Below are 26705 nucleotides of genomic sequence, written 5' to 3' on the forward strand. Positions count from 1 at the left end.
CGTGCGCCGGATCGAACTCGTCGACCGACACCGCATCCGCCTGGACGGCGACGCGCCGATCCCGTCCATCGGGCCGGGCGACGTGCTCGTCCGGGTGGGGGCCTGCACCGTCTGCAACCGCAGTGACCTGGCCTACTACCACTACTACGGCCTGCGCGACCACTGCGCGACCGGCTGTTTCGGCCACGAGGTCGCCGGAACCGTCGAGGCCGTGGGGGAGCGGGTGACCCGGGTCGCGCCGGGACAGCGGGTGTTCGTCCGCACCCCGCTCACCTCGGGTTTCGCCGAGTACGCGGCGGCGAGGGAGGTCAGCGTGGGTGCCCTCCCCGACGACGTGCCCTTCGAGCAGGGCGCGATCCTGCAACTGCTGCCCCTGGCCGTGCACGCGACCCGGGGGGTACGGCTGGGCGACCGGGTGGCCATCGTGGGGCAGGGGCCGGTCGGGCTGATGGCCCTGCAGGTCGCGCGGCTGCGTGGCGCGGCCGAGATCGCCGTCGCCGACCTGGACCCCTGGCGCCTGGAGCGCTCGACCCTCCTCGGCGCGGACCGTACCGTGCTGGTGAAGTCGCCGCAGGCCGTACCGGAGGAGCTGGGGACGGAGTTCGACGTCGCCGTCGAGGCGGTCGGTACCCCGCACACCGCCAACGCCTGCGTCGACATGGTCCGGCAGAACGGCCTCGTCGTCTTCCTCGGCACCCACCACATCGACACCCATGTCACCTTCGACATGGTCAAGTGGGAGAAGAAGGGGCTGCGGGTGCACAGCTCCGCCGAGCCGACCGACACCGCGAGGGCCGAGGCGATGCGCGTGGCCGAGCGGCTGGCCGCCACCTTCACCGGGCGCCTGCGCCTCGACGCGATCCTCAGTGCCGTCTACCCGCTGGAACGGCTCCAGGACGCCCTCGACCGCCTTTCCGAGAGCCCCACCCTCCACCCGGCCGGAGGCGCCACGCCCTTCCAGACCCCGCCCCCGGAAACCCTGAAAATAGCCATATGTCCGGACAAAAATTGAAATGGGGAATCGCCGGGTACGGCGACATCGTCCGCAGGAAGGCCCTGCCCGCCCTGCTGGCCCTGGGCGAGACCGTGGCCTGCGTGTGGGGCAGGGACGCCGCGCGGGCGCGGGCCGCCTGCGACGGGTCCGGCGCCTTCGGCACGTCCGACTACGCCGAGCTGCTCGACGTGGCCGAGGTCGTCTACGTCGCCACCCCGGTCGCGCTCCACCTGCCCCTCGCGGTCGCGGCGGCCCGCGCCGGTCTGCCGGTCCTCGTGGAGAAGCCACTCGGCGGAATGCTGCCCGACCCACCCGCCCACGCGGATGCCGCCCACCACCTGCCCGCCGCCCACGCGGATGGCGCCCACCACCCGGCTGCCCCCCACGCGGGCGCCGCCCACCCTCGCGAGACGGTTTCCGAGCCGTCCGCCGCTCACGCGGAGGCCCCCCACCACCACGGGATGGTTTCCGAGCTGGCCGCCGCTCACGCGGGTGTCGCCTACTACCGCCGTCTCGCGCCCGCGCTCGGGTGGGTACGCGAGACCCTGCGCGGGCGTGCCGTACACCACGCGGCCGTGGAGTTTCGGAGCCCCTTCGATCCGGGGCCGGACGATCCCAGGCTCTGGCGTACCGACCCGGCGCTCTCCGGCGGGGGAGTGCTCGCCGACGTGGGCAGCCACCGCCTCGACCTGCTCTGCTGGCTGCTGGGGGAGCCGGTCGTGACCGGCGCGCGGACGGGCCCGTACTTCGACCTGGGCGGGGAGCGCGTCGCCCGGGTGGGGCTGGCCTGGTCGTCGGGAAGTGTGGCCGACCTGGAGGCGGCGTGGGCGCCCGGCGCCCGCCGCGACCGGCTGCTTCTGTCCTTCGACGGCGGCCACCTGGAGCTCGACCCCCTGGACTCGGGGACCGTGCGCGGGATCGTCGACGGGGTCGCCGTCGACGAGTTCTTTCCCCCGCCGGAGAACCCGCATCTCCCCCTCATGGCCGACTTCGCCCGTAGCGTCAGGGACGGGACCGATCCGGTCTGCACCGTCCGCGACGCCGCCACCGTCGACCGTCTCATCGCGACCGCCTACGCGCTCGCAAAGCCTCTGGAGGAACACCCGTGAGCGAAACCGTCTCCCTGCCCGCCCTTCCCACGCCGCTGCGCTGGCTGAACCGGCCCGAGGAGTGGAGCGCCGACGGCGACGCGCTCTCCATCGTCGCGGGAGCGGGCACCGACCTCTTCTCCGACCCCGGAGAGCCGAACCGCTACGCCAACGCCCCCGCCCTCGTCGGCCGCCTGGACGGCGACTTCACGCTCAGCGCGCGGGTCAGGCTCGACCTGCTGTCCACCTACGACGCGGCCGTCCTGCTGCTGTACGCCGACGACGACCGGTGGGCCAAGTTCTGCCTGGAGCTCTCCCCGCAGGGCAAGCCCACGATCGTCTCGGTGGTCACCCGGGGGGTGTCCGACGACTGCAACTCCGTGACCATGGACGGCACGGACATCCGGCTGCGGATCTCCCGCATCGGCTCCGCCTTCGCCTTCCACGTCGCCGACGAGTCCGGTTTCTGGAACCTCATCAGATACTTCGCGCTCGACGGCGACCCGGAGGTCGGCTTCCTCGCGCAGAGCCCCACCGGCGACGGCTGCACCGTGCGTTTCGAGGACATCGAGTACTCGCCCAAGCGCCTCGCCGACCTGCGCGGCGGCGAGTAGCCGCCTCTCCCCGTCGGTCGGCCACCGGGGCGTGGCACGTCCACCGATCCGCCCGGCTCGCGACCGCCGACACCACCCCCGCTATCCCCTGCCACCCCTGTCACCGCCGGAGGCCCGCGTCGGCCGTCGACGGCCAGCGGACGGTCAGTACGGTGGAGTCCTCCTCGGCCTGCCAGGAGTGGTCGATGCCCGGTCCCCAGACGACGTAGTCGCCCTGGCGTTCCAGGGTGGTGCTGCCCGTGGTGAGGTCGAGGCGGAAGCGGCCCTGGATGAGCAGAAGCAGGGTGGTGCGCCGGTCGTCGGCGGTCCATTCGGGACGCCGCTGGCCCGCGGGGTGGATGCCCCACTTCACCTCAAGGACACCGGTCGAGCGGATACCTCCGGCCTCGGGGTCGACGAAGTGGCCCATCAGCCAGCCCCTGTACTGGTCGGCGTCATCGGTGGCGTTGCCGGTGTAGTAGTTGTCGGCCATGCTCACGGCTCCGGTTCGGCGGTCGGGAGTTTCACGCGGCTTCCACCGACCGAACGCGGAGCCGCCTTTCATACCTGCGAAAGGAATTCAACAGTGATTTGCGCCCGCTAACGACGGTGCCGCTTGACCTCTTCGAGAGCGAGAGCCCAGGGATAGGTCTCCAGATTCTCGCCACCACTCCCGGCCGCGTGCGGCTCGAACCGGCCGGGACCGAGCAGGACGGGGACGCCTTCGGCTCGAAGGCTTTCGACGCTTCGCCGGAACGGCGCGCGTGAGGCGAAGGCACTGTTGACGAAGGGCAGGACGACCACGGGGATGCCGAGGCCGGGGGCTTCGGCGAGGAGGCCGAGGGCGTAGGTGTCGGCGATGCCCTGGGCGAACTTGTTGACGGTGTTGTACGTGGCGGGGGCGACGATGATCGCGTCGGCTCTGGGGGGCTTGGGCTCGTCCGGTCTGCGGTATCGGCTGCGGACGGGGCGTCCGGTTTGTCGTTCCAGGGCGGGGACGTCGATGAAGTCCAGCGCGGACGGGGTGGCGACGACCTGGACGATCCAGCCCTCGTCCCGGGCGAGGGCGACGAGACGGCCGACGTCCCGGGCGGCACCGGCCGCGCACACGACGACGTACAGGACCTTGCCGGGCTCGGTCACGCGATCACTCCCAGGTACGTGGCGTATTCACGGGCCTCACGGCGAACACCGGCCGGGGCTGTGACGAGGATGTCGCGGACGAGACGCAGCGCGGCCGGTCGGCCGGTGACCTCCTCGGCCGCGATCTCTTCGGCGGCCCGTACGATGTGCAGGGCCTTGTCGTGCTTGCCGCATATGAAAAGCGCCCGCGCGGTGTCGAGCAGGAGTCTGCCCTTGCGCTCGTCGGCCTGGAGCTTGTCGAGATCGATCTGACGGGCGTGGTCGATCGCGGTTCCCGCGTCGCCAAGTCTCAGGGCGACGTCCACCCGGTGGCACAGCACGTTGACCGGCCCGAACGCGGTCCATTGATGATTGCCGTCATAGCCGAGCCGTTGAGCCGCCTGGGTGGCCTCGTCGAGGAGTTCGGCGCTGGTGTGCCGGTCACCGCTGAGTGCCGCGGCGACGGCTCCGCTGAGCAACAGAGCCCCGTAGACCGACAGTTCGTCACCGGAAGGGTCCTTGAGATCGGAGTCCATGCGCATGGCCGCGGTTCTGGCCATATCGGCGGCGACCCGATGATGTCCCTCGTCCATCAAGGCTCTGGCGGTGATGCGGGAACTCGATCCGATCGCCAGGGGGTTCTGGCTGGCGTGGGCTGCCTGGGCACTACGGTCGGCGGCGAGTTGGGCAAGCCCTTTGCTCTCCCGCTTGAGCAAGATGGAGGCCGCCACGTGATGCGCTTCGGATGACAGCACGCTCGCCCGTAGTTTCTCGTCACCTTCCAGCGCGGTGCAGGCGGCTCGCAGCGTACGCAGCAACGAGGGGAGCCCGGCGGTCACCTGAGAGTATCGCCCGGCCTGATAGTTTCGCTTGGCTTCGGCGACCGAAACCGCGATCCGGGGCAAATCAACGGAGCCGTCAATCGAGCCGGAGTGTTCGACAAGGGCCGTGGCGAGGTTCTCAATGCTCTGAACCGTGTCGTGAGGCTGCTCGGGATGATTGAGCACCGCCCCGAACAAGGTGGCTCCGGTCAATCCGAAAAATTCACGACGGCGCATTTCCTCCTCATTCTCTTCTGATGGGGAGAGATATACAGCATCGGGTCGAGAGAAGTGGCTGATCCTGTCGCTGGAGACGACGGGATGAACCGCGCTTGTGACCGTTCCATTCTCGGTCCGGCCACGCCTGGTAGGGGAGAAACCCAAGTCTTCCGGGTCCCGGTGGGTGAGCTCTTCCAGTGCGAGACGGTAGGGCTCGCGTGGCCACAAGACCTCACCGGCCTCCCACCTGCGGACCCGTTCCTCATCGCACGCCAGCTGATATTTGATCCCACTGAGCGTCAGATTGATCATCTTGGCCATTTCGCCGCGCGATAAGTCCGCCTTCTGACGCCATGCCCGAAGTCGACTGTTAGGGCTGCGGGCCATATGCGGCTCTCCTTCGGCCGAAAAATCAAAGGGGTTAAGAGGGGGGTCCTTGGGGGGTGCCGTCTCCCCGGTTCGCCGGTGAACTTGTCATCGAGCAACCACAGTATGTCAATCCGCTTTCCGTCGCGGGAAGCGTGGACGAATTCGAGGAGATGGCAATGGTGACCCTCCAGAGGAGACCGGCGAGCCACGTTTCCGCCCCGGGTGGCGGAGACGTCGGGCCACGCCGCCCATCTCGCCGGTGGGCCTCGCCGACCGGGCGGGAAGGGCTCGGCCGGGGTGGGAGGGGGGCGGGATGAACCCGATCATGCAGGCCGCCGCGACTCGTCTCCACGAGCGGCGGCGGAACGGCGACGCCCTCGTCCTCACCCGGCTACGGGAGGCGCTCCTGCGGCTCGGCGTGCGCTCTGAGCTGCGTGACAACGACAGTGCGCTGATGGTGGAACGTCCGCGGGTGGGCCTGCCCGTGTGGGTGTTCATCGGCTACGGCGGCGCCTTCTACTCCTGGCAGTCGGCCGAGAGGCGTCACCCGATCAGCGACGTGGCGGGCGCGGCCCGGGTCCTGGCCGAATACGCCGGTCGATAGGCGGGCGCGACGGGGTGGTGTCCTCCGGCCCGGAGGGTGCCGGAGAGCGTTACCGCCGCCCCGTCGCGCTCTTCGGTCATCTTCGGCCCGATGCCCTTGATCAGCTCTGGTCCCGGCAGGCGGCGGAGCCGACGCGTACGGCCCCCCATGCGACCGCGCGTCCTTCTTCCCCCTCTCCACCTGCCGGGACCTTCTCCGTCCTCGACCCCGGCCCACCGGACCGGGGTGTATCACATCAGGCGCGGCTCAACTCCGCGACGGCGCGTTCGTGAATATCACCGCCGAGCCGGTGGAGCCGGAGACGGCCCGAGAGCCAGCGACGGTCTGAGGGCCGAAGCTGGTTTGAGGGCCGTAGTCGGCTTGACCGGGGGAGCCCGCTGCGGGCGGTGGCTCCTCCGGGGAGGCCGGTACGGCGGGGGCGGGTTTGACGTAGGTGCCGTTGCGGCGGGCCAGTAGTTCCTCCAGAAGGGCGTCCCATTTGGCGCCGATGGTATTCACGTCGTAGGTGGTGGCGGTCGCCAGGGCGCCTTCGGCCAGCCGGTGGCGCAGTTCCTCGTCCTCGATGACGCGGATGAGGGCGAGGGCGAGGTTGGCGTTGGTGCGCGGCTTGACCAGCAGCCCGTCGACCTCGTCGGTGATCATCTCCTTGGGGCCGTGCGGGCTGTTGAAGCTGACGATCGCCAGCCCCTTGGCCATCGCCTCCAGGATCGTCATGGGGAAGCCCTCGTGGCGGGAGCTGAGCGCGAAGATCGAGGCTTTCTCCAGTTCGGCGCCGACGTCGGCGGTGGGGCCCGGCAGCTCGACCCTGCCCTCCAGCCCCGCCTCGGCGATCTGGGCGCGCAGGTTGTCCTCCTGCGGCCCGGCGCCGAAGATGCGCAGGGTCCAGTCGGGATGGGCGGCGGCCACGCTCTCCCACGCGGTGATCAGCCGGTGGAAGCCCTTGAGCCTGGTCATGCGGCCGACGGCGACCACGACCTTGTCCTCCAGCCTGGAGATCCCGCCGGTCATGGGCGGTACGGCGTTGGGGATCCTGGCCAGCTTCCGGGGCTTGCGCCGCAGTGTCTCGCGGTAGTCGCGCATGTCGGCCCTGGTGAGGGTGACCAGCGCGTCGAAGTTGCGGTAGCGGCGCTTGACGATCTCCTGCATCTCCTGCGGCTGTCCCCGCAGGGCCACGTGCTCCTGGCCGATGGTGATGACGCCCGGCGGGGCCAGCTGGGCCAGGGCCAGGTTGAGCCCGGGCCTGGTGGCCATGATGACGCCGGTGTCGACCGAGCGGATCCACCGGGCCAGTTGCAGGTCGGTCCACACGTTGAAGCGGTGGTAGGCGGCCTCCTGCGGCGGGATGAGCCTGCTCGGCATCTTCGACAGCCGGCCGCGCAGGCCGGTCCGCGGGACCAGCCTGTCGTCTAGGAAGCGGAACCGCACCCTCGGGTCGACGGGGAAGAACGGCTCCTCCGCCTCCTTGAGGATGGAGACGATCTCCACGTCATGCCCGGTCGAGGCCAGGTAACCGGCCAGGTTGAAAACCGTTCTGATGGTGCCGCCCATGCCGTACGCGTGCAGGATCAGGATTTTGACCTGGTGCGTGGACGGGGGCGGCGCGGATCGTTCGCGCCTTCGGTTGCGGGCTTTGAGCAGCTGGTAAACGGCCGCCTTGCCCTTGCCTGCCAGTGCGCGCACCTAAGAGTCCCCTTCTCGTTCGCCTCCGGGTTCACGCGCCTGTCAGTCCCCGTGGCGCGTTCCCCGCTTTCACCTTCTAGACGCTCCGATGGGGTGGATGGTTGCAAAGGACGCTTAAGTGCGAGCAGGTCCCAGATTGTGTGCGTGTCCGCAACGGCCTGGCCGACGGCTCCAGCGCCGGGGACATCTTCGCCGCGCGGCCGTGAAGAGGCGTGGTCATGAAGAGGCGGTCATGAAGAAAGGACAGACCTACAACCATTTGTCCCGTGGGTCGCGTTGGGAACGGGCAGGAGGACATCACATTGAATCGTCACGAGGGCTTTCGCGAGTTCGTGCTCGCCCGCCAGCAGGCGCTGATGCGGACCGCCTATCTGCTCACGGGAGACGCCCATCTCGCCGAGGACCTGCTGCAGAGCGTTCTGATCAAGGTCATGGGGCAGTGGCCCAAGCTGTCCAGGAGTGGCAATCCGGAGGCGTACACGCGCAGGGCGCTGGTCAACCAGTACATCTCCTGGTGGCGTCGGCCACGTCCCGAGTCACCGAGCGCCGACCCGCCGGAGCGCGGCGCCTCCCATGACGAGGCCACGCTCGACCGGATCGTGCTGCGCCAGGCGCTGGCCAAGCTGACGCCCAAGCAGCGCGCCGTGATCGTGCTGCGCTTCTGGGAGGACCTCACCGAGACCCAGGCGGCCGAGGCGCTCGGCTGCTCGGTGGGCACCGTCAAAAGCCAGGCCCATCACGCGCTGGGCCGCCTGCGCACGCTCGCGCCCGAGCTGGAGTATCTGCTGTCCGATACCGAGATCAGGGAGGTCGCCCGATGACCAGGTTGCATGACACGCTGGACGATATCGCCAACGAGGCCCCCCTGGTGGACCTGGCCGACCGGGTCGCCGCGGGCCACCGGCGCGGGCGGCGCGCCGCGCTGGCACGGGTCGCCGTCGCGGTGGTCGCGGTGCTCGGCGCGGCGACGGCGGTCGTGGTGCTGCCGGGGTCGCGTGGCGACGACACGGCCACGCCGCGGAGCGTGGACAGCGCGGACAACATGGACAACATGGGCGGCGCGGACAACGCGGACGGTGTGGACGCGATGCCCGACCTGCCCGACGGCAAGGTGGGGGCGCTCAGCCACGCGTACCAGACGTCCTGCAAGACCGACGACCCGAAGCAGCCGAAGGTCTTCGACTGCAGCGCCGTCGAGTGGCGGGTGGTCACCGTCACCGGCACGACGTACCGGGTGCCGCAGGCGCTCGTCAAGAACGCCAGAGGGCAGCACGTACCCGTCGCGATCAGCCGGGACGGGCGCATGCTCGCGTACTACAGCGCCCAGGCACGGGCGCATGTGGTCCGAGACCTGGTGAGCGGCTCCCAGGTGACCTCCCCCGTCACGGTGAAGCGGGAACAGATCGGTATCGGCTCCATGCTCGCGGTTTCCGACGACGGCCGCTACGTGGCCTTCGACCCTCGGGAGGGGACCAAGGATCCCGGCCTGTTGATCGACGTGCGGACCGGAAAGACGCTCACGGTGAACGGCAAGTTCGAGCCGGTCGGCATCAGGAACGGCGTCGTCGCGCTGGTCCGGTACATCAAGACCGACCTGTGGCTGATGCCCGTCACGGGCGGGGGCTCGCCGGTGCGCTTCGACGGCGTGTTCATCATGTTCAGCGAGCTCGCCCCGGACGGCCGCACGGTGGCCGCCGTCGAGTTCAAGGACATGGGGAAGCGCAAGCTCACCCTTCTCGACGCCAAGAGCGGGCGGACCCTGCGGAAGGTCACCATCCGTGGCCTGCCGAAGGGCGGGGGCATCTTCGACACCTCCATCTGGCGGAGCGGGTCCGAGGTCACGATCGCCCACGAGATCAAGGGGGACGCCAGCACCTACGCGGTCGACGTCAACACCGGACAGGCCCGGCGGCTGGCCCGCTACACCGGGTTCGCGGAACCGACCCTGACCCTGCCCGGAGTCGCGGGCCGCTGACGGGACCGAGGCGCGGGACGTCCCCGCGTCGCGGCGGTCAGGGATGGGCCAGGACGAGGATGAAGTCCCCGGTCGGGTCGACGTACTGGCGGATCATCCCGAAACCGGCCGCGAGGAGCTCCCGCCGCAGCCCCTCCGGGCGGAACTTGGCGCTGATCTCGGTCCGCATTTCCTCTCCGGCCGCGAAGGAGATCCGCAGGCCGAGATCGCCGATCCGCACGCGCATGTCGTGGCTCGCGCGCAGCCGCATCTCGACCCACTCGTGCCGCGCGTCGTACAGCGCGACGTGCTCGAAGGCGTCCGGCTCGAAGTCGGCGTCCAGCTCCCTGTTGATCACGTGCAGGACGTTCCGGTTGAAGGCGGCGGTCACCCCGCTCACGTCGTCGTACGCCGCGACCAGCCGACGGGTGTCCTTGACCAGGTCCGCGCCGAGCAGGAAGGTGTCGCCGGGGCGGAGCGTGGCGCGCAGCTCCTTCAGGAACACCTCGCGCGCCGCCGGGGTCATGTTGCCGACGGTCCCGCCGAGGAAGGCCACCATCCGCCGTCCCGTACGGGGCAGCAGGCCCAGGTGCACCTCGAAGTCGGCGCAGATCGCGCGCACGGTCAGGCCCCGGTAGCGGGAGGCGAGCCGGTGCGCGGCCTCGCCCAGGGTGGCCGCGTCGACGTCCACCGGCGTGTACGCGCGCAGCGTCCCCGTCGCGGCGAGGGCGTCCAGCAGCAGGACGGTCTTCTCGCTGGTCCCGGAACCCAGCTCGACCAGGGTGTCCGCGCCGCCGCGCACGGCGATGTCGAGGGCCTCCCTGCGCAGGATGTCCAGCTCGCGGCGGGTGGGGTAGTACTCGGGCAGCCGGGTGATGCGGGAGAACAGCTCGCTGCCCGCCTCGTCGTAGAACCACTTGGGCGGTAGCCACTTCGGCGTCGACGTCAGCCCGGCGCGGACGTCGTGTTCGAGTGCCTGGCGAAGATGGTCGCGGCCGAGATGGTTGACCAGGCGGATGGCTGACTGGCTGACGGACACGGGGCCTCCCGGATGTGTGGGCCACGATCCCGTTCACCGGTCCGTGGCCGGGTGTTGTGCTTTCCCGCGTTCTCCTTCCTCCCGTTCCTCCCGGTTTTCCAGGTCACAGCGGCTGGACGCTCACCCCGTCGGGCGAGGCGAGGACCAGGGTGTGGTCCGGTACGGCCTGCCAGCCGGGCCGGTCGTCCAGCGGCTCGCTCGCCACGAGCACGCCGTCGCGCGGGTGGCCGTCGAGGCGCAGGAAGAGCGTGTCGCCCCAGGCGGTCGCGGCGATCGACGTACCGTCACAGGCGAGCAGGTTCAGGCGGGCGCGGGGATCCTTCAGCCCGGCGCGGGTGACGACCTCCGCCAGGGCCTCGCCGAGCGGATCGCCCACCCGCCGCCGGGCGAACACCGCGGCGGCGAGCCACGCGGAGTCACAGGAGCTCTCCGCGTCGTCGGCGAGCTCCCTGACCGCCTCCCGCGCGACGCGGCCGTTGTGGCTGAGCAGCCACGGCCCGTCGGCGAAGGGCGCGGTCGCGGTCTCCTCGATCGGCATCCCGGCGCTGGCCGACCGTACGGCGGCCAGCAGGCAGCTGGAACGGGCCGCCCGCGCGAGCCCCGGCAGGTTGGCGTCCGTCCAGGCGGGAATCGTCCGGCGGTAGCGGACCGGTTCCGCGCGGGCGTCGTCGTACCAGCCCATGCCGAAGCCGTCGGCGTTGATCGTGCCGTGGCGCTGCAGGCGCGGGGCGTGGGCCTGCCGGAGCAGGCCGTGGACCGGCTCGTGGAACAGCGAGGCGAGGGTACGGGGAGCACCCAGCCAGGACGCGTGGCGGCACATCTACCCTCGCTCCGCCGGGCGTCCCCGGGAGCGCCCCGGGGAGCGCTTCGGGGGATCCGGGGCGTGGCTGGGCGGGTGCTCCGTGGAGCCAGGGGAGCGTTCGGGAGAGCTTTTCGCGGAACCCGGGGAGTGTTCGGGGGAGGCCGAGCGGGCGCAGCGGAAGCCGGAGAAGATCTGCCTGCGGGCCGGGCGGTCCCAGTTCCTGAACGTGGTGCGGACCACGGCCGGGTCGGACGCCCAGGATCCGCCGCGCAGCACCCGGTAGCGGGAGCCGAAGAACACCTCGCTGTACTCGCGGTAGGGGAAGCTGCGGAAGCCGGGGTGGGGCAGGAACCACGAGCCGGTCCACTCCCACACGTCCCCGATCATCTGCTCGGCGCCGCAGGGACTCGCTCCCGGGGGGAAGGCGCCGAGCGGCGCGGGCCGTGCCGCCCGGTGCCCGAGGTTCGCAACGCCGGGGCCCGGGATGTCGTCGCCCCACGGGTACGTACGCGCCCGCCCGGCCTCGGCGTCCCAGCCGCACGCCTTCTCCCACTCGGCCTCGGTGGGCAGCCGCCGCCCCGCCCACCGGGCGTAGGCGTCGGCCTCGTACCAGCACACGTGCTGTACGGGTTCGTCCATGGGCACGGGCTCGGTCCTGCCGAAGCGGGTACGGCACCAGCCGTCGCCGTCCCTGGTCCAGAACAGCGGGGCGGAGGCGTGGCTCCGCTGCAGCCAGCGCAGGCCGTCCGGGGCCCACCAGCGGGGGTCGTCGTAGCCGCCGTCCTCGACGAAGTCCGCGTAGGCGCGGTTGCCGACGGGCAGCCTGTCGATCCAGTAGCCGGGCAGGTCGAGCCGGTGGGCGGGGCGCTCGTTGTCGTAGGCCCACGGCTGGGTGTCGGTGCCCATCATGAAGGGGCCCGCGGGGACGAACACCTCGCCGGAGCCCGGCGGCCCGCCGGGCGGCAGATCGCCGTCGCGGACCAGTCCCGGCCGTCCCGACAGCTGCAGGGTGGCGAGCATCGTCTCGTCGTGCTGATGCTCGTGCTGGATCACCAGGCCGAAGACGAAGCCGTCCCGCCGCAGGGGGTCGGTGTCCTCCAGGTCGACCGTGTCCAGGACGTCCAGCACCCGGCCGCGCACGCCCTCGATGTAGTGGCGCGCCTCCACCGGCCCCAGGATGGGCAGGGACGGGCGGTCCGCGCGCGGGTGCTTGAACGCGTCGTACAGGTCGTCGATCTCCGGGCGGAGCGGGGTGATCCCGCCGACCTCCCGCAGCACCCACAGCTCCTCGTAGTTGCCCACGTGGGCCAGATCCCACACCAGCGGGGACATCAGCGGCGAGTGCTGGGTGACCAGCAGGTCGTCCTCGGCGTCGGTGTAGGCCGTGGAGCGGTTCCGCGCGGCGGTCAGCTCGGCGGCGATCCGTTCCTTGAAGTCGCTCATCAGATACCTCCAGCGTGGAGACCCCGGCTCTTCCGAACCCGGGCTCCCGGATCCGGCCCCGACCTGGCTCCGACCTGGCCCCGATCCGGCCCCGGGTCGGTCGCGGGGCCGGTTATGGGCCTTGCGGGCCTTGCGGGCCTTGCGGGCCTTGTGGGAAGGACTCAGACGCGTCCTTCCTCGGCCAGCCAGTCCGGCAGGCGCTCTTCCCGCTCTCCCACCAGATCCAGCAGTGCGGCGGCCGGGGACCGCCCCGAGGACACGTGGCGGTCGGCGAACGCGGCCACCTCGCAGACCAGGGCCGGGCCCGCCCCCAGCCGGGGCAGCGCCGCCAGGGCGGCACGGAAACAGGCGTCGGCGGCCCTGCGCAACCGGGGCTCCGCCAGGCCGTGGAGCGCCGCCGCCGACCACATCCCCGCGCACGGCCCGGCCGCGGCCAGCGCCGCGTCGGCCGCGCGGTCATCCGTCACCAGGGCGTGGGTCACCGCCGCGCACACCGGCCAGGCCGCCGGGTGCTGGGCGTCGAGGTAGCGGATCTCCAGCCAGCCGCGCGGCCGTACGGGCGGGAAGAGCGTCGTGGCGTGGTAGCTCAGGTCCGCCAGGGTCGGCGGGTGTTCCGACGAGGTCAGCCGGTCGCGGAAGGTCGAGCCGTCGAGGACCGGGCGGTACGACTCCGCGCCGTCCCCGTCCTTGGTGGTGTCGCGCACGGCCATGAGACGGGCGTCGAGCAGATACTCCGCCCACGCGGCACCGGGGTCGTCACTCGCCGGGACGGCGGCCGTCCGCGTGCGGTCGAGCCGCTCCCACACCGCCTGGCGCCCCGACATCCACCCGCACGGCCGGCCCTCGCTGAGCGGCGAGTTCGCGAAGGCCGCCACGAGGACGGGCCCCAGCAGGTGGGCGCGTTCCCAGCGTGCCGCGGGCCGGTTACCCAGGTCCAGGTTGACCTGGATCGACGCCGTCGAGCACATCATCAGCGCCCCGTACGGCGTGCCGAGGAACCGCGCCATCACCTCGTACCTGGGCAGGCGCAGCTGCCGCCCGGCCGGTCGCAGCGGGTCGAGGCCCACCCCGCCCAGCACCAGTCCGGCGTCCCGCAGCGTACGGCGTACGGCGTTCACGTCCGCGGCGAGGAGGGCGATCGCGCCCGGCAGCGAGCCGGGCGGCCCCGAGAGTTCCAGCTGGCCCCCCGGTTCGAAGGTCACCAGGCTCCCGCCGGGCAGCGGGGGCAGGGCGTCTTTGATCCTGGCCATCGGGACCTGGCGGGCGGGATCCGTACGGTCGAAGACCAGGAACTCCAGCTCGATCCCCACCTGGTCACCGGGGGAGCCGAGAAAGCAGCGTCGCGCGAAGGTCTCCACATCCGAGGCGTCCCGGATCAGTGTGTCCTCGGTCGCCAGACCGGTCATCTCCATTCCCTTTCGCCTGGTATCCAGATGTGTACGGACTGATAGAGCCGTGAGGCGCCCAGGCGTTACAGCGAAACGCGAAGAACGGTGTTCCAGGAGGCGTCGAAGGGCGAGGCGCGGGTCCGGGGACGACGTTCCGGGAGGCGCCGAGGGGTGAGATGCGGGTCGGGGGACGGCGTTCCGGGAGATGGCGAGGCGTCGAGGTGGTAGGGGCACGGCCGGGGGAGGGCCGTTCCAGGAGGCGGTGAGGCGTGAGGGGCAGCGTTCCGGGAGGTGGCGGGGCGTGAGGGGCAGCGTTCCGGGAGGTGGCGGGGTGTGAGGGGCAGTGTTCCGGGAGGTGGCGGAGGCGCGGGTCTGGGGATGGTTGTTCTGGGAGGTGGTGGGGTGTGAGGGGCAGCGTTTTGGGAGGCGGCTGAGTCTCCAACCGGGCCTCAGGTGCGCCGCCGGTCGCGGAAGGCGGCCAGTAGCCGGTCACGCGTGCTCTCCGGCAGACCTCCCGGCCGCCGCGAGCCGGGGGTGGCGTCGGCGGTGTCCCCGGTCTCCCCGGTGCCCCCGGTCTCCGTGGCGTCGGGGGCGGTGGGGTCTGCGGGGTCGGCGGTCCGGGCCCGGTCGGTGGTCCCGGCGGTCCTGAGGCCGCCGAGGGCCTCGACGGTGGCGCGGAACTGGTCGAGATAGCGCGCGCAGCCCTCGCAGCCGCCCACGTGCTCCTCGAACCGGTGCCGTGCGGGCTCGTCGAGCGCACCCTCCATGAAGGCGGTGACGAGTTCCACCGCCTCCTCGCAGCTGAACCGCTTCACAATCCCGACCACCTCACCGTCCCGACAACCGGACCTGTCACACCACCCGCGCCATCCGCGCCGACCCGTGCCACTCGCGCCGACCTGCGGCCACCCGTGCCACTCGCGCCGACCCGCGACCACCCGCGTCGACTCGCGACCACCCGTGTCCCTCGCGCCGACCCGCGCTACGCCGGTCGTCTCGCCGTCTCGAAGTAGTCCTCCAGCCGCCCGCGTACGGCCGTGCGGGCCCGGTGCAGCAGGACGCGCTGGTTGGCCGCGGAGATCTCCAGGATCTCGCAGACCTCCTCGGAGGTGCACCCCTCGACGTCGCGGAGCGTGATCACGGTGCGCTGCCTGATCGGCAGCTCGGCCAGGGCGGCCGCGATCCGGCCGCGTACCTCGGCGGCGAGGACCTCGCTCTCCGGGGTTGGCCAGGCGGCCGGAAAATCTTTCCAATGTCCGGGAAAGGGGGCGTCCGTCCCCTGGAAAACCCCCTGGAACCCCGAGCGGTCGACGGTCTGGCTCTCCCGTTCGAAGACGCTGCTCCAGGGCACCGTGCGGTTCTCGCGCACGCCTCGCCTCCTGGCCGTGTTGATCAGGATCCGGTAGACCCAGGTCTTGACCGACGAGCGGCCCTCGAAGCCCTCGATGCCCCGGATCACCGCCAGCCAGGTGTCCTGTACGACCTCCTCCGCCGAGTCGTTGGTGGACACGTGCGCGCGGGCCAGCCACAGCATCCCCCGCGACCAGGTGTCCAGCAGCGCCGTGAACATCTCCTCGTCTCCGGCGCGCAGGGCCGCGACGACGACGTCGTCCGAGGGCAACGCGCCGTCCGTGAAGGACTCCACACCCGCCTCCTCCCGCTGGGCGTCCGGAGGACCCGCCGGTGCGCGGTCGGCGCGCTCGCGGGCCCTCGTGACGACGCGGTGCCCCGTTCGGCCGTCCGGTCGTCGCGGCGCCCTCTCGGTCGAGGGCGCCGCCGGGGGAATGGTGAGTCTGGGGGGAAATTCCCGTTCTGACCTGGTTCGACACCTTTTCGTCCATCATCCCGGCCTCCCGGACCCGGACCGGGTGATCGCCGGTAAGCCCTCACTTGCAAGATCCAAGTTGGATCCAAGCCCGCTGCAAGATCACGTTGTCAGGCTCGGGAAGCGCAGGGAAATTCCGTGACACGAGAAACGAGGTTGAGGCGATGACCATCCGTATCGACGATCTGCGGGACGCCGCCGAGCTGTCCGACGACGCGCTGGACACCGTCATCGGCGGACGCGAGCCGATGACTCCGCCCAGTCCCAGGGTGTGCACCTCCATCAACAACGGCCAGCCGGACCGGTGCTACGACTTCTGATCGGCCAAGGGCGGCACCCGCGCGGGTGCCGCCCGTTTTCCCTGGAGAACCCGGTGATCCTGATACTCAGTGAGAAGAGCGACCTGGGAGTCGGCCTCGTCCTGCCCAAGCTCGTCGAGCGCGGCATCGAGGTGTACTGGTGGGACCCCGGCGACTACCCCGCCGCCGCCCGGATCACCTCCCGGCTGGTCGGCGGGACGTGGCGGCACACGCTGGTGACCGACGACGCGGAGATCGACTCCTCGGACGTCAGCACCGTCTGGGTGCGCCGCCCCCGGCGGCCACGGGCGGCGCCGACCGTCGAGGACCCCGGCTACCGCGACTTCGTGGAGAAGATCGGCCACATCTACCTCTCCGGCTGGGAGGAGACGCTCGACGCCCGCTGGTTTCCCGCCCGCCCGGGTGTCCTGCTGCGTACCCAGAACAAGCTGGTCAACCTCGCGGCCGGGGCCAGGCTCGGCTTCACCGTGCCCGAGACCACCTTCACCAACGACCCCGAGGGGCTGGCCGAGGCGTGGGAGGAGAGGGAGGGCCGGCTCATCGCCAAGGAGGTCGAGTTCGTGCCGTACGAGGTCGACGGGAGGGGTCACAGCTTCTACACCACGCCGCTCACCCGGCGGCACCTCACCGGCCGCCACCGCCTGGCGCACGCCCCCGTGATCCTCCAGCCGAGGATCGAGAAGGCCGTGGAACTGCGGATCACCGTCGTGGGCGAGCGGGTGTTCACCGCGGAGATCCACTCCCAGGGGTCGCGGATGACCCGCGAGGACTTCCGCCACTACGAAGGCAACTTCACCGAGTACGCCGTCCGCGACCTGCCCGAGGACGTGGAACGGCGCTGCGTCGAGCTGGTCGGGTCGCTGGGCCTGGCCTTCGGCTGCATCGATGTGATCGTCACCCCGGAAGGCGAGTACGTGTACCTGGAACTCAACCCCAACGGTCAGTGGGGGTGGCTGGAGGAGTTCACCGACCTGCGCATCTCCGACGCGGTCGCCGACTGGCTGGCCGCCGGAGAGCGCCCGGCCGCCCGGGAGGTGCCCGCGTGACCGGCTACCCGGAGACGCTCGCCTCGGCCGTCGAGCTGCTGCGCGGGCTGCCGCGCCACCGCGACGCCGTACCCGCCGCGCGCACGACCGTGGCCGCCTGGCGCGCCGCCAATCCGGCCTCCCGCGCCCAGCTCGTCGTGGACGTGCGGCCGGGCACGCCGATGGTCGACTACGACCTGCTCGTCGACCACCCGGACGGCGGCACCGTCGCGGTCACCGCGTCCGTCGAGGACGGCGTCCCGTGGACGATCGACCACTCCGCGCACTGGGCGGCGAGCAAGGTGCTGAGCGTGGACGGCCAGGAGCTGTCGGTGCAGACGGCCCTGCTCACGATGCGGGCGTACGGTGAGCGCGACCGGACCCTGCACGACGACCTGATCGACCACTGCCTCCTCACGCTGGAGACCTGGGACGAGGAGGCGCCGTCCGAGGAGGAGCTGCAGCGGGCGTCCGACGACTTCCGGCGGCGGCGCGGGCTGCACAGCCGCGCCGACATGCTGCGATGGCTGCAGGAGGTCGGCCTGACCTCCCAGGCGTACCAGAACCACCTGTACTCCCTGGCCAGGACGAGACGGTTCAGGATCCGCAAGGAGGCCGAGTCGGCCAGGGCCTACTTCGAGGAGCACGCCGCGGACTTCGACCGGGTGTCGGCCACGTGGGCGGTCGGCCCCGAGTCCGGGCTCGGCGTCCTGGCCGGTGAGGGCGACCCCTTCGCGGCGCTGGCCGCCGCGGTGGCGCGTCCCTCCGGGGAGCTGACCGTACAGGTGGCCGAGCGGGCCGCGGCCGAGCTGCCCGCGCCGCTGCGCGACGCCGCCGAGGGCGTGGCGGTCGGTCCCGTGCCGTACCGGGAGACCTTCCTCTTCGGCGCCGTACGCCACCGACGCCCGGCCAGCCCCGACGCGGCGACGCTCGCCGCGGCGGGGCGGGCCGCGTTCTCCGCCTTCATGGCCGGACGGCGGGCCGAGGCGAAGATCGAGTGGTACTGGCTCTGAGCACGGCGCCCCATGTTTTCCGGGAAGTCAGCCGGTCCCGAAAGGGTGACCGGCGGGGAGGAGCCCCAGAACGCCTTCCAGACCGGGCGCCTCCGGCCAGTCCACGGTCCCTCCGACGCCGGAAAGCCCGGAGCCGGACTCGGGAAGCCCAGGGACGGAGGAGAGGCCGAGGACCGCGCAGGCCAGCCAGTGCTCGCCCGGCCCGTGCTCGCCGCGCAGCGTGGGGATGACCGTACGCGGCACGATGACGTTCGTCCCCGGCAGGGGACGGACCAGTTCCCCGGTCCTTACCGCCCCGGGGGGCCCGCCGAGGTCCTCGATCACGCACAGCCCGGCCGGGGAGTCGAGGCGGGCGTGGCCGGGACCCTCGGCGACGCGGTGCGCGACGGGATCACGGTCGACCGCGAACGCCCCCTCGGCCGACAGCAGCTCCCGCCCCGACCGTACGCGGTGCACCCGCACGTGCCACGGGGAGCGGGCGAGCAGCCAGGTGTCGATCTCCACGTCCGGCCACGGCGCCCACCGGGCGTGGAGCAGGCCGTCGCGCGCCGAGAAGTCCCAGGGCACCTCGCAGGGCCGCCAGTGCGTCCCGTCGTCGCTCAGGGCCAGGGTGCTGTCGAAGGCGCCCTGCTCCAGCCCCCACGAACCGGCGGGCACGCTGAACCCGAAGGACGTGGAGTAGGCGAACTTGGCGTACTTCGCCGCGCCGTGCCGCACCCACGTGTGGTGCTGCCCCGCGCTCAGCATGACGACCTGCCGTCCCTCCTCGCACCGCATCAGCGCGACACCGGCCTCGGGCTGGACGCCGGTCTCCGGCAGCTCCCGCGCGGGCTCCTCGCCCGCCGCCCAGAAGGGATGACCGTCGGCGAGCGCCAGCGGCAGGAACGCCTTCAGCGCCCAGTACGGGGAGCCTGGGGCGTTGTACTGCTCGGCCAGGGCGGGCTGGGCGTAGCCGTACCCGAGGGTCAGCAGGCCCGAGGAGTCGCGGACCGGCCGCCGCAGCCACCAGCGCAGGTGCCGCATCAGGTGGCCTCGCACCTCTCCCCACGGCAGGGCCTCGACCCCGGCGAAGCCCAGGGCGCCCCAGAAGGCCCCCTGCGCGAAGCGGTAGGTCATGCTCCGGCCGAAGGGCACGGCGGCCCCGTCCGAGGTGAACCAGTGCTGGAAGTCGAGCGCGAACGCCGCCGCCCGCCCGCGCAGGCGCTCCGCCCGGCCGGAATCGCGGTCGCCGGACAGGGCGGCGTAGATCAGGCCGTAGAAGTGCATCGCGAAGGGGACGTAGTAGTCGCGCTGCGCGGTGGGGCCGTCGCCGTACCAGCCGCCGCCCAGGGCGAAGGACTCCAGGCGCTCCAGCCGGGCGAGGTTGGGGGCCGGGTCGAAGCGCACCCCGACCCGGTCCAGCCCGAGCCCCACCAGTACGGGGAAGAACCGCCAGTTGTTGTCGACGGTCTCGCGGGTCATCGCGTGGAGCAGCCAGGCCGCGAGGTTGTCCCGCTCCGCGCCGCTCAGCGGGTCCCACACGACCTCGGGCGCGAGGGCGAGCGCCAGGCCGATCGCGGCGGTCTCCACCAGCCGCTGGTCGACGTCGGTCGCCGCCCCCCAGAACTCCCCGTGCCCGGGGTCGGTCCCGGAGGCCAGCCCCCGCCGCCACAGCTCCCAGTGCTCGAAGGACCCGCCTCCGGCCGCCAGCGGGGCCAGCCCCCACAGCGGGCGGGCGAACGCCTCCAGCTCGGCGGCCTCGTCGCCGTAGTGGGCCGCGTTCGCCCCGAGCCGCAGGCGCGCCCGCCCGGGGCTGAAGCGGGGGACCAGCGGCTCGGCCAGCTCGGTCACGAGCCGGCGCATGTCCTCGCGGTCGCGCATCACTCCGCCCGTACCTCGCGGGTCCTCGCGGTCGCGCGTCGCCCCGCCCACGTCCTGCGGAGAGGTCAACTCTTGAGCCCGGTGAACGCGATCCCCTGCATGATGCGGCGCTGGAAGATCAGCAGCACCACGATGACCGGGACGACCGCCAGGGTCGCGCCCGCCATGATGTAGTACGACCGTCCGGACTCGCTGCTGGCCAGCTGCTGCAGGGCCAGCGGCAGCGTGTAGAGCTCGGGGTCGTTGAGCACCACCAGCGGCCAGACCAGGTCGTTCCAGTGGAAGATGAAGCTGGTGATCGTCACGACCGCCAGCACCGGCTTCGACAGCGGGATGATGATGCGCCAGAAGATCTGCATCCGCCCCGCGCCGTCGATGCGCGCCGCCTCCTCCAGTTCGGAGGGCAGCGACATGAAGAACTGGCGCAGCAGGAAGATGTCCAGCACCGAGGCCACGTTGGGCAGGATCAGCCCCCACCCGGAGTCGAACATGCCGAGCGCCTGGGTGACGTGGATGCGCGGCACCAGCAGCGTGATCGTGGGGACCATCATGCCCGCGAGCAGGACGACGAACAGCTTGTCCCTGCCGGGGAAGGGGATCCTGGCGAAGGCGTAGGCGGCCAGCGCGTCCACGAGGAGCTTGGCCGGTACCAGGATCAGGCAGACCCAGACGCTGTTGACGAACGCCTGGCCCAGCCCGCTGACCTGAAGGACGTGGTCGTAGTTCTCCAGGGTGGGGGAGAACTCGCCGGTCTTGCGGTCGAGCGGCAGCAGGCTGGGCACCTTGGTGTAGACGTCCGAGCCGTGCTTGAACGAGGTCGCCAGCATCCACAGGAACGGGACGACCGACACCAGGGCCAGCAGCACCAGCGCGATGTAGATGGGCGCGAGCCGTACTTTCCTCGCGGCCTTCACGACGCCTCCTGCTTGACGAACTTGAACTGCAGCGCAGTAATGATCATGATGAAGACGAATAGGATGAACGACATCGCGCAGGCCGCGCCCATCGCGTCGTAACGGAACGCGAACAGGTACAGGTGCAGGACGTAGGTCAGGCCCGCCTGCTCGGGGCCGCCGGTGACGCTCCTGCCGCCGCCGCCCGAGAAGATCACGTACACCAGGCCGAAGACCTGGAGCGCCGCGATCACGCCGGTGACCAGCAGGTAGAAGGTGGTGGGCCGCAGCATCGGCACGACGATCTTCCAGAACCGCTGGACGGGCCCCGCGCCGTCGATGATCGCGGCCTCGCGGATCGAGTCGGGGATGCCCTTCAGTCCGGCGAGATAGATGATCATCGAGATGCCGCACTGCCAGGCGGCGATGAACGACAGCGCCGGGATGACCAGGTCGGGGGTGTTCAGCCAGTTCTGCGGCGGGATGCCGACGATGCCGATCAGGGTGTTGACCAGGCCGTACTGCGGGTCGTAGAGCCATCGCCAGATGGCGCCCACGGCCGCCTCGGCGGTCACGACCGGCAGGAACAGCAGCAGCCGGAACAGGTTGGACCCCCGGCGGATCGCGTTGATCAGCAGCGCCTGGACGAGCGCGGTGCCCAGCGTGAGCGGCACGGCGATCAGCGTGTACTGCAGGGTGACCTGGACCGACTTCCAGAAGTGCGGATACTTCACGTCGTCGAACAGCAGGTCGGTGTAGTTGGCCAGGCCCACCCAGTTCGGCGCCGTCCGCAGGTTCCAGTCGGTGAAGCTGTAGTAGAGGGCGGCCAGTGCGGGATAGAGCAGGAAGATGACGAAGTAGATCACCGCGGGGGCGATCAGAAGCCACCCGATGACGTGGTCGCGTCGCCCGAAACCCGGGCGACGGCGTCGCCGCCCGGGAGGAGGCGTCACGGCGGGCTTGTCAGCCAGCACCGGAGATGCCACGTTTGCCTCGCTTTCGCGTTAGCCGTTCCACTTGAGCAGCGCACGCGTCTTGTCCGCGGCCTCGGTCAGCGCCTGCTGGGAGGTGACCTTGCCGCTCAGCGCGGCCTCAAGGGCGGGTGCGATGATCTCGTCGTTGATCTGGATCCACTCCGGCAGGGCGGGCCTGGCCTGGGCGACCTTGAGCTGCTCCAGGAACGCCGCCTGGTCGGGGCCGAACGTGGCCGCGTCCCGCTCGGCCGCCTCGATGTTGGTCGGGAAGCCGCCCAGCGCCTGTGCGAGCGTGGTGTTGTTCTGGGCGTTCGTCAGGTAGGTCAGCCACTTCCACGCCAGCTCGGCGTTCTTGCCCTTGCTGAAGACCACCGCGTTCTCGCCGCCGATGTTGCCGGAGGGCTCGGTCTTGTACGGCAGCGGGGCGGTGGTGAACTCCAGGTCGGGGAAGTCGGCCTTGATCGTGGCCACGTCCCAGGGACCGGAGATCATCATTCCGGCCAGGCCGTTCTCGAAGGGCTTGTCCGAGTCGGTGATCTGGCGGGGCGACGAGGGCAGCAGGTCGACCCAGAGCTGGAGCGCGTCGACTCCGGGCTGCTGGTCGAACAGGATCTTCTTGTTCTTCTCGTCGACGAGGGAGCCTCCGGCGCCGCCGAGGAAGCCCGGCCACATCCAGCCGCCGTAGCCGTCACCCTTCGGCACCACCATGCCCGCGATCTTCGGGTCGGCCTGGTGGACCTTCGCGGCCGTCGCCTTGAGCTCGTCCCAGGTCTTGGGAGGCGTCGGCACCAGCTTCTTGTTGTAGAAGAGCGCCACCGCGGTGTGGTCGAGCGGCAGCCCGTAGAGCTTGTCGTTCACCTTGTTGGTGTTGAGGGCGCCCTCGTAGTAGATCTTCTCGTCGACCGTACCGGCGGGCACCTCCTTGATGGTGCCGTCCAGCGCGTACCTGGCCACCAGCGGCTGGTCCAGGATGCCGACGTCGGGGACGGTCCCGGCGGCGACGGCGCTGCCCAGCTTGGTGTTGTAGTCGTCCTTGGGGATCTTGACGATTTTTACGGTGACGTTGTTGGCCTTCTCGAAGTCGGTACGCAGCTTCTCGACGACCTCCCCCGCCTGCGGGGTGCGGTCCTGGAACATCCAGTAGGTCAGTGTCGTGGCCTCCGAGGCCGTCCCGTTGTCGCCGCCGCAGGCGACGAGTCCGGCGAGCAGTGCCATACCGGCCGCAGCCCCTGTGACTCTCCTGATCATTTCTTCCTCCTGATGGGGGGTGCAACGGACGATAATGTAAGATGTGAAAAAAGTTCAGTCCCCTTAAGAAACGCTTTGGTAACACGGAGGAAAGACGGACGTCGGTCACCCGTGGGACGGGGGCCATCCGGAGGTCAGGGGTCGGACGAATATCTTCAGATCTTCAACTACCATGTGCCCTGACATGGGGAGGTAGGCCATCGTGAGGCCCGAGCGCAGGACGGTCCGCGACGTGCGCAAGGGCAACCGGGCCATGCTGCTGCGAACCCTCTACTTCAGCGGCCCCGCGACCCGCAACGAGCTGACCAGGCTCACCGGCCTCAGCGCCGCCACGGTGAGCAGCATGACGGGCGACCTCCTCACCGAGAACATCGTCGTCGAGGCCGGACAGGCCGAGTCCGACGGCGGACGCCCCCGCGCCATCCTCCGCGTCAACCCCGTGTACGGCTACGTGATCGGCGTCGACGTCGCCGAGACCCACGTACGCGTCGAGCTGTTCGACCTCGAGATGAACGAGAGGGCGAGGGTCGAGTACGCCCTGCGCCCCGCCGGGCACCAGATCGAGCTCGTGGTGCGCCACATCCTCGCCGGGATCGAGGTCGTCCTCGACGACGCGGGCGTTCCCGCCGCCCAGGCCCTCGGGGTGGGCGTGGGCGTCCCCGGCATCGTCGAGGGCGGTCCCGACGCGCTCATCCACACCAGGACCTTCGGCTGGGACGGGGTTCCCCTGGGAGCGCTCCTACGCGCGGGCACCACGCTCCCGCTGTTCGTCGAGAACGGCGCCAAGGCGCTGGGCCGCGCCGAGCTGTGGGCCGACCCCCGCCGGGGCGGCGACCCGGGCCGCGACGGCGCGGGTGGTCTTGGCGGCCCGGGGCACGGTCCCACCGGGGCGGTGACCGGCTCCGGCGGGCCGGGACGCGGGTCCGGTGACGCGGTGATCGTGCTGATCGGCTCGGGTGTCGGGGCCGCCATCGTCTCCGACAGCGTGACCTTCCGGGGCGTGAGCAGCAGCGCGGGGGAGTGGGGCCACACCAAGATCGTGGTCAATGGTCGGACCTGTCGGTGCGGCGCGCGCGGCTGCCTGGAGGCCTACATCGGGGCCGAGGGCGTCCTCGACCGCGCCGGGGTGCCCACCCGGACGACCGACTGGCAGGCCGAGTTGGCCGCCCTGGTGGAGTCCAGGTCACCGGTGATCACCCAGACCGTCACCTACCTGGGCGTCGGCCTGTCCAACCTGATCAACCTCATCAACCCCGAGCGGATCGTCATCGGCGGCTGGCTCGGGCTCCTGCTCGGCAGGCACCTGCTCGACGACATCCGCGCCGCGTCGGCGGAGAACTCCCTGTCCCAGCCGTACGCGGCGACCTCCATCGTGCTGGGCCGCCTCGGCCCCGACGCCGTGGCCCACGGGGCCGCCACCCTCGTCCTGGACGAGTTCCTGAACTCCCACCCCTCCGCGCGGATCCCCGCCTCCCGCTGACCGGAGCCTCCGCCCGCGCCTTTGGCCGGGGGAGGGTTCGTCCGGCCCGGCCGCCGGGACCCGGGAGGGAAAGGCCGGGGTGACACGGGGTGGGTGCCTGTTAGATCCTATTTGCCCAGGTGAGAGCCTTAAAGTATGAGATATTCAGACAGGGGCGGTGGGCTGTCCGCGCAGGAGCGGGCCAGGCGCGAGAGGCTGCGGTTCCGGGCCGCTGACATGTTCGCGGGGGAGATCGCGCCCGCGCGGGTGGCCCGCCTGCTGGGAATCACCCGGAAGTCCGCCTACGAGTGGTACGCGCTCTGGAGGCGGGGCGGCAAGGAGGCACTGGTCTCCAAGGGAACCGGCAGCGGCCGCAAGCTCACCGACGAGCAGCTGGCACGGCTGGAGGCGGCCCTGGCGGAGGGGGCCGCCGCCCACGGCTGGGACGACAGCCACTGGACCGCCGCGCGCGTCGCCGTGCTGATCGCGGAGAGGTTCCAGGTGTCCTACACGGCGCGCGGGGTGGCCTATCTCCTGGACCGGCTGGGCTGGACCGGCCGTTTCCAGCTGCCGGTGCGCCGGGCCGCGCGGCGGACCGTACGGCCGGGGGGCGGATCCCCGAAGGGAGCGGGATCGTGAGCTCCACTCCGGTGTAACCTCCGCGTTTCCTTCCGGGAAATGATCCCGGACCAAGGCTTTGTCTTTTCTGGGGCGAAGACCGTTATGGCTCTGAACTAGCGTCTTACGTGACGTCGATTCAGCATATTCCTGGAAATCTGGTCGGCGCCCTGCAAATCCTGGCGGCATGCCGGGTTCAATCATCAGACACGGAGTGATCTTTCATGTTCAAGCAGGCTCTCGCCGCCGGAATCCTGGCGGCCTCCACCCTGGTAGTCGGCATGGCGGTGTCGGCCCAGCCCGCCGGGGCAAGCGCGGTAACCCAGCAGGTCTCGGTGGTCGCCGGAAGCAGCAACTTCGACCCCTTCAACCCGTACGGCTTCTACCCCCGCTACTCGCCCTTCGGTCTCTACAACAATTACGTGCCTTTCGGCTTCCAGTCGTACTACCGTCCCTATGTCTTCCACACCTACTGGTAAGCCAGGAAACGGTAGAAAACGGTAATGGGTGAGGTGCGACGGCGCCGGGCGTGGTCACCGCGCCCGGCGCCGTTCGCCGTCACGGCGCCGGTGGCGCCGCCCGCCCGAGCCCGGCCGGACGATCCGGCCTGGCCCGCCGCCGTCCGTACGGGGTCCGGCCGAACGGTTTGAAGACCGAGAGCACCACGTTGAGCAGGTAGAGGAACAGCGCGACGCTCGGCGCGATGACCAGGACGCGGTCCACGCCGTCGAGATCCAGGGAGAGCAGCTCCGACGGGAGGACTCCCGACACCTTGGCGGCGGCCGTCTCGATGTGCGGGCGCAGCGCGAGAACGGACGCGGTGACCGCGGCCAGCGTGGTCACCAGCTTGATCAGCACCCAGTGATACCTGACGAGTCCCCACGGCGTCCCCAGGCAGAGCAGCACGCCGGTCAGCAGCGCGCCGAGGCTCACCGGGACGATCAGCGTGTCACCGAAGACGTCCATGGCCAGGTAGGAGGCCCGCAGCAGCTCGGGACTCCCGGTCGTCAGGGCGGTGATCCCGAGGCTGAGCAGTCCCAGGTCGAGCCCGAGCCAGCCGACCGAGACCGCCACGTGCAGGGTCAGGACGGCCTTGCGGACCGGGGGCGACATGACGACCACCGGGCGGCGGGCGGCGGGGGCTGTGCTGTCGGTACGGTCGGTGGAGGGGGCGGTCGGGGGCATGGGCGCCTTCCGGGCACGTGCCGCGCCACCCACCGGCCTCCGCGACGCGGGCCGTCACGGGCCCGGGATGTGGGGAGGACCGGCGAAACGGCCCGGCGGGAGCTTTCCTGCCCCGGACCGTCGTCAGCGTCGAGAAGGCCGTCGCCAAGGGCTGGTACCCGGCCGAGGA

General features: G+C 70.9%; 26 protein-coding genes and 1 pseudogene. 12 read left to right on the plus strand and 15 right to left on the minus strand.

All coding sequences use genetic code 11. From position 1 onward, the window contains the following. Nucleotide 1 precedes the first annotated feature (1 nt). Genes ACW9TB_RS36485 through ACW9TB_RS36495 form a run of 3 tightly spaced genes read left to right on the plus strand, consistent with a single transcriptional unit; the run spans nt 2 to nt 2696 of the window. The gene (locus tag ACW9TB_RS36485; protein ID WP_472752684.1) at nt 2–1012 is read left to right on the plus strand and encodes a zinc-dependent alcohol dehydrogenase; all 1011 of its coding nucleotides are present in this window, start codon (nt 2–4) and stop codon (nt 1010–1012) included. Next, the gene (locus tag ACW9TB_RS36490; RefSeq protein WP_472752685.1) at nt 994–2103 is read left to right on the plus strand and encodes a Gfo/Idh/MocA family protein; all 1110 of its coding nucleotides are present in this window, start codon (nt 994–996) and stop codon (nt 2101–2103) included. The genes ACW9TB_RS36485 and ACW9TB_RS36490 overlap by 19 nt, the downstream gene beginning before the upstream one ends. Then, complete coding sequence (locus tag ACW9TB_RS36495; RefSeq protein ID WP_472752686.1) at nt 2100–2696, plus strand: DUF1349 domain-containing protein; 597 nt, start codon at nt 2100–2102, stop codon at nt 2694–2696. Before ACW9TB_RS36490 ends, ACW9TB_RS36495 begins: the two co-directional genes overlap by 4 nt. Before the next feature lie 100 nt (nt 2697–2796). Here the strand turns inward: ACW9TB_RS36495 and ACW9TB_RS36500 are convergent, their stop codons facing one another. The 3 genes from ACW9TB_RS36500 to ACW9TB_RS36510 all read right to left on the minus strand — a co-directional run bounded on the left by ACW9TB_RS36500 (nt 2797) and on the right by ACW9TB_RS36510 (nt 5158). Further along, nucleotides 2797–3168 carry a signal peptidase I gene (locus ACW9TB_RS36500; protein WP_472752687.1) on the minus strand — a complete coding sequence of 124 codons (372 nt, stop codon included), beginning with the start codon at nt 3166–3168 and terminating at the stop codon, nt 2797–2799. A 107-nt stretch (nt 3169–3275) separates the two neighbouring features. Continuing rightward, entirely contained in the window at nt 3276–3818 is a 543-nt protein-coding gene (locus tag ACW9TB_RS36505) for a flavoprotein (protein WP_472752688.1), read from the minus strand. After that, nucleotides 3815–5158, minus strand: a complete 1344-nt coding sequence (locus tag ACW9TB_RS36510; protein WP_472752689.1) for an XRE family transcriptional regulator — start codon at nt 5156–5158, stop codon at nt 3815–3817. The genes ACW9TB_RS36505 and ACW9TB_RS36510 overlap by 4 nt, the downstream gene beginning before the upstream one ends. A 361-nt stretch (nt 5159–5519) precedes the next feature. Here ACW9TB_RS36510 and ACW9TB_RS36515 point away from each other — a divergent pair, with 361 nt between their 5' ends. Continuing rightward, nucleotides 5520–5810 (plus strand): hypothetical protein, encoded by a 291-nt coding sequence (locus ACW9TB_RS36515; protein ID WP_472752690.1) that lies wholly within the window; start codon nt 5520–5522, stop codon nt 5808–5810. 246 nt (nt 5811–6056) lie between these two features. Here ACW9TB_RS36515 and ACW9TB_RS36520 read toward each other — a convergent pair whose 3' ends face one another. Next, nucleotides 6057–7490, minus strand: a complete 1434-nt coding sequence (locus tag ACW9TB_RS36520; protein WP_472752691.1) for a glycosyltransferase family 4 protein — start codon at nt 7488–7490, stop codon at nt 6057–6059. Nucleotides 7491–7792: 302 nt separating this feature from the next. Between ACW9TB_RS36520 and ACW9TB_RS36525 the strand changes: the two genes are divergently transcribed. Together ACW9TB_RS36525 and ACW9TB_RS36530 are read left to right on the plus strand one after the other, a co-directional pair. Continuing rightward, nucleotides 7793–8311 carry a SigE family RNA polymerase sigma factor gene (locus ACW9TB_RS36525; RefSeq protein WP_472752692.1) on the plus strand — a complete coding sequence of 173 codons (519 nt, stop codon included), beginning with the start codon at nt 7793–7795 and terminating at the stop codon, nt 8309–8311. After that, nucleotides 8308–9465 carry a hypothetical protein gene (locus ACW9TB_RS36530; RefSeq protein ID WP_472752693.1) on the plus strand — a complete coding sequence of 386 codons (1158 nt, stop codon included), beginning with the start codon at nt 8308–8310 and terminating at the stop codon, nt 9463–9465. The genes ACW9TB_RS36525 and ACW9TB_RS36530 overlap by 4 nt, the downstream gene beginning before the upstream one ends. A gap of 37 nt (nt 9466–9502) precedes the next feature. Here the strand turns inward: ACW9TB_RS36530 and egtD are convergent, their stop codons facing one another. From egtD to ACW9TB_RS36560, 6 genes are all read right to left on the minus strand, one after another. Further along, the gene (gene egtD / locus ACW9TB_RS36535; RefSeq protein WP_472752694.1) at nt 9503–10483 is read right to left on the minus strand and encodes an L-histidine N(alpha)-methyltransferase; all 981 of its coding nucleotides are present in this window, start codon (nt 10481–10483) and stop codon (nt 9503–9505) included. A gap of 103 nt (nt 10484–10586) precedes the next feature. Continuing rightward, nucleotides 10587–11303 carry an ergothioneine biosynthesis protein EgtC gene (egtC, locus tag ACW9TB_RS36540; RefSeq protein WP_472752695.1) on the minus strand — a complete coding sequence of 239 codons (717 nt, stop codon included), beginning with the start codon at nt 11301–11303 and terminating at the stop codon, nt 10587–10589. Beyond that, nucleotides 11304–12728, minus strand: coding sequence for an ergothioneine biosynthesis protein EgtB (gene egtB, locus ACW9TB_RS36545; RefSeq protein ID WP_472752696.1), 1425 nt, complete (start codon nt 12726–12728; stop codon nt 11304–11306). It abuts the gene before it with no gap. Nucleotides 12729–12889: 161 nt separating this feature from the next. After that, nucleotides 12890–14134, minus strand: coding sequence for a glutamate-cysteine ligase family protein (locus ACW9TB_RS36550; protein WP_472752697.1), 1245 nt, complete (start codon nt 14132–14134; stop codon nt 12890–12892). Nucleotides 14135–14565: 431 nt separating this feature from the next. Continuing rightward, nucleotides 14566–14931 (minus strand): zf-HC2 domain-containing protein, encoded by a 366-nt coding sequence (locus ACW9TB_RS36555; protein ID WP_472752698.1) that lies wholly within the window; start codon nt 14929–14931, stop codon nt 14566–14568. Nucleotides 14932–15098: 167 nt separating this feature from the next. After that, nucleotides 15099–15761, minus strand: coding sequence for an RNA polymerase sigma factor (locus tag ACW9TB_RS36560; protein WP_472752699.1), 663 nt, complete (start codon nt 15759–15761; stop codon nt 15099–15101). Between the two features lie 344 nt (nt 15762–16105). Here ACW9TB_RS36560 and ACW9TB_RS36565 point away from each other — a divergent pair, with 344 nt between their 5' ends. The 3 genes from ACW9TB_RS36565 to ACW9TB_RS36575 are packed head-to-tail and all read left to right on the plus strand — an operon-like array spanning nt 16106 to nt 18299. Further along, nucleotides 16106–16261, plus strand: a complete 156-nt coding sequence (locus ACW9TB_RS36565; RefSeq protein ID WP_472752700.1) for a hypothetical protein — start codon at nt 16106–16108, stop codon at nt 16259–16261. A 53-nt stretch (nt 16262–16314) separates the two neighbouring features. Beyond that, nucleotides 16315–17307: an MvdC/MvdD family ATP grasp protein gene (locus ACW9TB_RS36570; protein WP_472752701.1), complete on the plus strand. Its 993-nt coding sequence runs from the start codon at nt 16315–16317 to the stop codon at nt 17305–17307. Next, nucleotides 17304–18299: a TIGR04500 family putative peptide maturation system protein gene (locus tag ACW9TB_RS36575; RefSeq protein WP_472752702.1), complete on the plus strand. Its 996-nt coding sequence runs from the start codon at nt 17304–17306 to the stop codon at nt 18297–18299. Before ACW9TB_RS36570 ends, ACW9TB_RS36575 begins: the two co-directional genes overlap by 4 nt. A gap of 27 nt (nt 18300–18326) precedes the next feature. Here ACW9TB_RS36575 and ACW9TB_RS36580 read toward each other — a convergent pair whose 3' ends face one another. The 4 genes from ACW9TB_RS36580 to ACW9TB_RS36595 form a co-directional block, all read right to left on the minus strand. Further along, complete coding sequence (locus ACW9TB_RS36580) at nt 18327–20228, minus strand: DUF2264 domain-containing protein (protein WP_472752703.1); 1902 nt, start codon at nt 20226–20228, stop codon at nt 18327–18329. Beyond that, nucleotides 20225–21073 carry a carbohydrate ABC transporter permease gene (locus ACW9TB_RS36585; protein WP_350966575.1) on the minus strand — a complete coding sequence of 283 codons (849 nt, stop codon included), beginning with the start codon at nt 21071–21073 and terminating at the stop codon, nt 20225–20227. Before ACW9TB_RS36585 ends, ACW9TB_RS36580 begins: the two co-directional genes overlap by 4 nt. Continuing rightward, nucleotides 21070–21918 carry a carbohydrate ABC transporter permease gene (locus ACW9TB_RS36590; RefSeq protein WP_472752704.1) on the minus strand — a complete coding sequence of 283 codons (849 nt, stop codon included), beginning with the start codon at nt 21916–21918 and terminating at the stop codon, nt 21070–21072. Before ACW9TB_RS36590 ends, ACW9TB_RS36585 begins: the two co-directional genes overlap by 4 nt. A 138-nt stretch (nt 21919–22056) precedes the next feature. Then, nucleotides 22057–23274, minus strand: a complete 1218-nt coding sequence (locus ACW9TB_RS36595; RefSeq protein ID WP_472752705.1) for an ABC transporter substrate-binding protein — start codon at nt 23272–23274, stop codon at nt 22057–22059. Nucleotides 23275–23476: 202 nt separating this feature from the next. Here ACW9TB_RS36595 and ACW9TB_RS36600 point away from each other — a divergent pair, with 202 nt between their 5' ends. From ACW9TB_RS36600 to ACW9TB_RS36610, 3 genes and pseudogenes are all read left to right on the plus strand, one after another. Then, a complete protein-coding gene (locus tag ACW9TB_RS36600; RefSeq protein WP_472752706.1) occupies nt 23477–24754 on the plus strand; it encodes an ROK family protein in 1278 nt (425 codons plus the stop codon). 135 nt (nt 24755–24889) lie between these two features. Next, nucleotides 24890–25327: pseudogene (locus ACW9TB_RS36605) on the plus strand (winged helix-turn-helix domain-containing protein); the annotation flags it as partial. Between the two features lie 248 nt (nt 25328–25575). Next, on the plus strand, nt 25576–25830 hold the full coding sequence (locus ACW9TB_RS36610; RefSeq protein WP_472752707.1) for a hypothetical protein: 255 nt from the start codon (nt 25576–25578) through the stop codon (nt 25828–25830). 79 nt (nt 25831–25909) lie between these two features. Here ACW9TB_RS36610 and ACW9TB_RS36615 read toward each other — a convergent pair whose 3' ends face one another. Next, nucleotides 25910–26536: a hypothetical protein gene (locus ACW9TB_RS36615; RefSeq protein WP_472752708.1), complete on the minus strand. Its 627-nt coding sequence runs from the start codon at nt 26534–26536 to the stop codon at nt 25910–25912. Nucleotides 26537–26705 lie beyond the last annotated feature (169 nt).

This window comes from Streptosporangium sp. H13245, assembly GCF_055690525.1.